This window comes from Roseibium sp. (assembly GCF_025698965.1).
Lineage (GTDB): Bacteria > Pseudomonadota > Alphaproteobacteria > Rhizobiales > Stappiaceae > Roseibium.
In genome coordinates this window covers 1-4,560 of sequence record NZ_JAILWL010000504.1, presented here as the reverse complement: position 1 = coordinate 4,560, position 4,560 = coordinate 1, and the positions used below count along the sequence as shown (strand labels likewise).

Annotated in this window: 5 protein-coding genes; 4 read left to right on the top strand and 1 reads right to left on the bottom strand. The window is 57.5% G+C overall.

Annotation, left to right across the window (positions count from 1 at the left end):
• On the bottom strand, positions 1 to 621 hold a 621-nt coding region (locus tag K5905_RS28155), incomplete at its 3' end, for a GntR family transcriptional regulator (RefSeq protein WP_297590568.1).
• Positions 622 to 794: 173 nt separating this feature from the next.
• On the opposite strand from K5905_RS28155, the gene K5905_RS28150 reads away from it, so the two are divergent.
• The 4 genes from K5905_RS28150 to K5905_RS28135 all read left to right on the top strand — a co-directional run.
• Positions 795 to 1,589, top strand: coding sequence for a DUF2182 domain-containing protein (locus K5905_RS28150; RefSeq protein ID WP_297590565.1), 795 nt, complete (start codon positions 795 to 797; stop codon positions 1,587 to 1,589).
• A 10-nt stretch (positions 1,590 to 1,599) separates the two neighbouring features.
• Positions 1,600 to 2,226 carry a DUF1326 domain-containing protein gene (locus K5905_RS28145; protein ID WP_297590564.1) on the top strand — a complete coding sequence of 209 codons (627 nt, stop codon included), beginning with the start codon at positions 1,600 to 1,602 and terminating at the stop codon, positions 2,224 to 2,226.
• A 12-nt stretch (positions 2,227 to 2,238) separates the two neighbouring features.
• On the top strand, positions 2,239 to 3,360 hold the full coding sequence (locus K5905_RS28140) for a dimethylsulfoniopropionate demethylase (protein ID WP_297590562.1): 1,122 nt from the start codon (positions 2,239 to 2,241) through the stop codon (positions 3,358 to 3,360).
• Positions 3,361 to 3,362: 2 nt separating this feature from the next.
• On the top strand, positions 3,363 to 4,560 hold a 1,198-nt coding region (locus tag K5905_RS28135), incomplete at its 3' end, for an AMP-binding protein (RefSeq protein WP_297590559.1).

Here is a 4,560-nt window from a genome sequence, read left to right as displayed (position 1 = left end):
CAACGCTTCGTGAAGCTCGGCGATCCGCTCCCTGTCTCTCAGGCGATAAACCAGCATGTTCATAAGCGGTTGCATTGCTTCAAAGGCAGCTGAAAGCTGGAATCTCAACAACGGATTGCCTGTCGCTTCCGCAATGATGGAATGAAAGGACACGTCGGACGCACAGAATTCCTCGTCACTGGTGAGAGGCTCTCTCTGGCGCCGGATTTCCCGCCGAAGTGCTTCTAGGTGTTCGTCCGTGCGTTTTTCAGCTGCGAGCGGCAACGCGGATGTTTCCAGCGCGAAACGCGCCTCGATCGCATCTTCCAGCGGAATGTCGTTCATGCCGATCAGAAGCCGTGTGGCGGTCACGAGATTCGCCTGGGCCTCTTCCCAGGTGATCCGGTTCACGAACGCCCCGCCGGCGGAACCGCGCTCGCTCCTGATTAGGTTCTGGGCCGCCAGTCTTTTAAGGGCTTCGCGCACGGTCGACCGGGAAACACCGAACCTTTCTGCAAGCTCGGCTTCACTCGGCAGCCGCTCTTCACTGGCCAGACGGCCTTCAAGAATGGCGTTCCGAATGGCGTTGGCGATCTGTACCGAAAGACCCTCTTTCTGAATCGTGTTGAATTCGATCGCCAATGCGTCCTCCAGGCCGGTCGCCCATATTGAAATCCAGACAAACCTAGAGAGGCTGGAGGAAGCGGTCAATTAAATTTTCTAATGTCTGACAATTAAATGTTTGACTTTTCTCCAATCTGGGAGCAGCGTAAGCGAAATCGGGGATAAATTCCCAGGCATCTCGGGAGGAACGCGTGCTGCCGCTTGAGCGACTGTTACCCGGCCATAGGTTTCTGTGGCTGTTGTTCTTTGTCAGCATTTTGACGGCCTGGAGCGCGCTGTTTGCCATGCAGGCACGTTTCGAGTTGCCTGTCGGCTGGCAGGACTTCGGCCCTGCCTATCTCTTGTCGCTGTGTACAGGCACTGTTGCAGATGCCGGATATCCGTCCGCAATCCTGATGTGGTCGTTGATGTCTCTGGCGATGATGGCTCCGACCGCTTTCCCTGCTTTCAGAACCTATGCTCACATGACCCATACCGAAGCCGCCAACGGCCGGTCCCTGACAATCCTCGTAGGCGGATATCTGTTGGTCTGGCTCGGATTTGCGGTCGTCGCAGCCCTGCTCCAGGTCCGGTTGACACAACTCGGCCTGCTCAACACCCTGGGACAGTCAACTTCGGAATTTTTGAGCGGCACGCTCTTGATTCTTGCCGCGCTCTATCAGTTCTCGAGCTTGAAAAACGCCTGTCTTAGCGCTTGCCAGAACCCCATGACGTTTTTCTTCAACCACTGGCAGCCAGGCAATCTGGGCGCCCTCAAGCTCGGTCTGCGTCTTGGTGTCGTGTGTCTGGGCTGTTGCTGGGCCCTGATGCTGCTTGCCTTCGTCGCCGGAACCATGAACCTTGCGTTCATGGCCGTCGCGATGGTGCTGATGACGCTGGAAAAACTTCCGCAGATCGGCGCAAGGATCAGCGCTCCGATTGGTGTCTTTCTGCTAATTGCAGGCGCGACCGTTGTCGTCCTGCCACTCGTATCAATTCAAATCTAGGGAGGATCGAATGTCCGGTTGGGCTATTCGCGGCGAACTCATATTGAACTGTAACTGCACGGTTTTCTGTCCATGTGTCGTATCGCTCGGCAAACATCCGCCCACTGAGGGCTATTGTCAGGCATGGGCCGGTGTACGCATCGATGAAGGCCATTACGAAGGCGAAGACCTGTCGGGACTCAATGTCGGCCTTGTGCTCGAAATACCCGGCCTGATGGCACGCGGAAACTGGAAAGCCGCCGCCTATATCGATGAGCGGGCGAGTGACGCGGCTTATAACGGCCTTCTGAAGATCTTTTCCGGCGAAGCCAGAGGCACGACCGGCCTCTTCCGGGTTCTGGTAAGCGAGTTCCTGGGCGCTGAGCGGGCACCTGTCTCCTACACCAATGAAGGCAAGAAACGTCGCCTGATCGTCGGCAAGGCCATCAAGGGTGAAATCGAGCCGGTGCCCGGTGGCAATCCGGACGAGGACATCGTCGTCAGGAACACCGAATACTGGATGGGTCCTGACATCACGGTCGCCACTGCCACGCAAGGCCGCGTGCGCGCCTATGGCCGGGTTTGGGATTTCGATGGCCGCAGCGCCGAAATCTGCCAGATCGACTGGTCCGGACCTGCCGCCGAGCAGGCTGCATGAGGAGGGTGCGGCATGCAAGTCCCGTCTCTTTCGATTTCCCGCCGCACACGTAAATCGCCTTTTTCCAGGCGGGTGCAGGCAGCTGGCGTCAAGGCCTATACGGTCTACAACCACATGCTGCTTCCAACGGTATTCGACACTGTTGAAGAGGATTACCGACACCTGAAATCAAGCGTACAGTTGTGGGATGTCTCCTGTGAGCGACAGGTCGAGCTATGGGGACCTGATGCCGCACGCCTGGCCCAGATGCTGACACCGCGCGACTTGTCGGGAATGACCGAAGGGCGGTGTTACTATACCCCCATGGTCGACGAGACGGGTGGCATGCTGAACGATCCCGTCACGACGAAACTGGCCGAAGACAAATTCTGGGTCTCGGTTGCCGACAGCGATCTTCTGTTCTGGATCAAGGGACTGGCACACGCGCTTCGGCTCGAAGTCGATGTCGACGAACCGGACGTGTCTCCGCTTGCGATTCAGGGACCGAAGGCGGAAGACCTTGTGGCTCGGTTATTTGGTGATCAGATCCGGTCGATCCGCTTTTTCCACTATGACTATGTGGATTTTCAGGGGCACAAGCTTGTGCTCGCCCGCTCAGGCTATTCGAAACAGGGAGGATTTGAACTCTATGTCGATGGATCGCACCTGGGCGAACCAATCTGGGATACGCTGATGTCGTCCGGGGAAGATCTCGATGTTCGCGCCGGCTGCCCGAACCTGATCGAGCGGATCGAAGGTCAGTTGTTATCCTATGGCAACGACATGACCCGTAACAACACTCCCCACGAATGCGGTCTTGGCAGATTTTGTCAGACGCAGGCGGCCATAGGTTGCATCGGACGCGACGCGTTGCTTCGCGTGGCCGTTGAGGGACCGGTCAGGCAGATCAGAAGCATCGCAATCGATGGCGATCCGGTTCCGCCCTGCCATGATCTTTGGCCTGTGATTGCCGGCGGCAAACAGGTTGGGTCGGTCAGCTCAGCGGCCTATTCGCCGGATTTCAGAACCAACGTCGCGATCGGCATGGTTCGGATGACCCATTGGGACGACGGAACCAGGGTGCAGGTTGACACGCCGCATGGCATGCGCACGGCAACTGTCTGGGAAACGCCGTTCACCAATCAGGGAGACTGACAATGAGAGAGCATTACGAGGCTTTTTCCCGAAAGGTTGCCAATCACGTTCCGCTCTCACCTCTGTCCTTTCTGGAGCGCACAGCCGCGATTTTTCCGGATCGCGACGCGGTCATCTACAACGAGCAGCGATACACTTGGGCTGAAGTTCATCAGCGGGTCCGGCGGGTTGCCTCGAGTTTGAAGGCAAAGGGTATCGGTCAAGGAGACACGGTATCCGTCATCGCCGCCAACACGCCGGAACTCTTCGAGCTCCACTATGCGGTTCCGATGGTCGGCGCCGTCCTCAACACGATCAACACCCGTCTTGAACCTGAAACAATCGCCTTCATCCTCGACCACAGCGACGCAAGGCTGGTGATTGCCGATACGGCGTTTTCCGGCGTAGTCATGCAGGCGTTCGACCTCAATAGCAGGCAGCTTCCGGTGATCGATATTGTCGATGCCCATGGTCCAGGCGGCGACAGAATCGGCGCTGACACCTATTCGAACCTGATTGAAAACGGAGATCCGGCCTTCACGCCACAAGGCCCGAAAGACGAATGGCAGGCTCTGGCGCTCAACTACACATCCGGTACGTCCGGGCGCCCCAAGGGTGTCGTCTATCACCATCGCGGTGCATATCTGATGAGCGTGGGCACGCCAATCGCATGGGAACTGCCACGCCATCCGGTCTATCTCTATACGGTCCCGATGTTTCACTGTAACGGTTGGTGCCATGCATGGACCGTGACACTGGTGGCAGGCACCATCGTCTGCATTCGCCAGGTAAGTGGGAAGGCTGTCTTCGGCCTGATCGAAACACACGGCGTTACGCATCTCGGCGGTGCGCCGATTGTTCTTTCCATGCTTGTCAACACGCCTGAAGATGACAGAACTCGCTTGCAAAATCCTGTCAGGATCATGACCGCGGGGGCTCCTCCCCCAGCCACCGTGCTGGCTGCCACCAAGGCGCTCGGGTTTGAAGTCATGCAGGTTTATGGCCTCACCGAAACTTACGGGCACATTGCCCAATGCCTTTGGCGCGACGAGTGGGAGGACCTGACACCGGACGAGCAGGCCGAATTGCAATCCTGGCAGGGCGTTGCTTTCCCGATGGTGGAAAGTGTTGATGTTGTCGACAGGGACAGAGGAACCCCGGTGCCATGGGACGGCAAAACGCAAGGAGAAATCGTCATCAAGGGCAACACGGTCATGAAAG